Here is a 306-nt window from a genome sequence, read left to right as displayed (position 1 = left end):
GCGCAGGTTGAACGCGACAGAGAGGGGCTCGTACCGCGCGATGAGCTGATGAAGCTTAAAGAACGCGTCACCAAGATCAAGGCACGGTTGAGCAAGCTTCAGCGTTCGTTCACGGATGCGCAGGAAATCACGCGGCTTGTCGCCTTCTCCGAGTCAATGGGCGATCAAGTCAAAATCCTGCAAGGCGCAATTGGGGATGAGATTACGGAAGAATCGTTCATCGATCACGTGAAGCAGATAAAATACGAGTTCGATACGACGGCCGCTAATATTGAGGAAGCCGAAGAATACGAGCAGTATAAAAAG

General features: G+C 51.3%; 1 protein-coding gene. It reads left to right on the top strand.

All coding sequences use genetic code 11. The features are described from left to right. A partial coding sequence (locus tag ACZ2V4_RS11730; protein WP_490514952.1) for a hypothetical protein occupies positions 1-306 on the top strand: 306 nt, incomplete at both ends.

The sequence above is a fragment of the Macrococcus sp. CoH-51_TC_04 genome, assembly GCF_058188655.1.
This window is presented reverse-complemented; position numbering and strand designations above follow the sequence as displayed.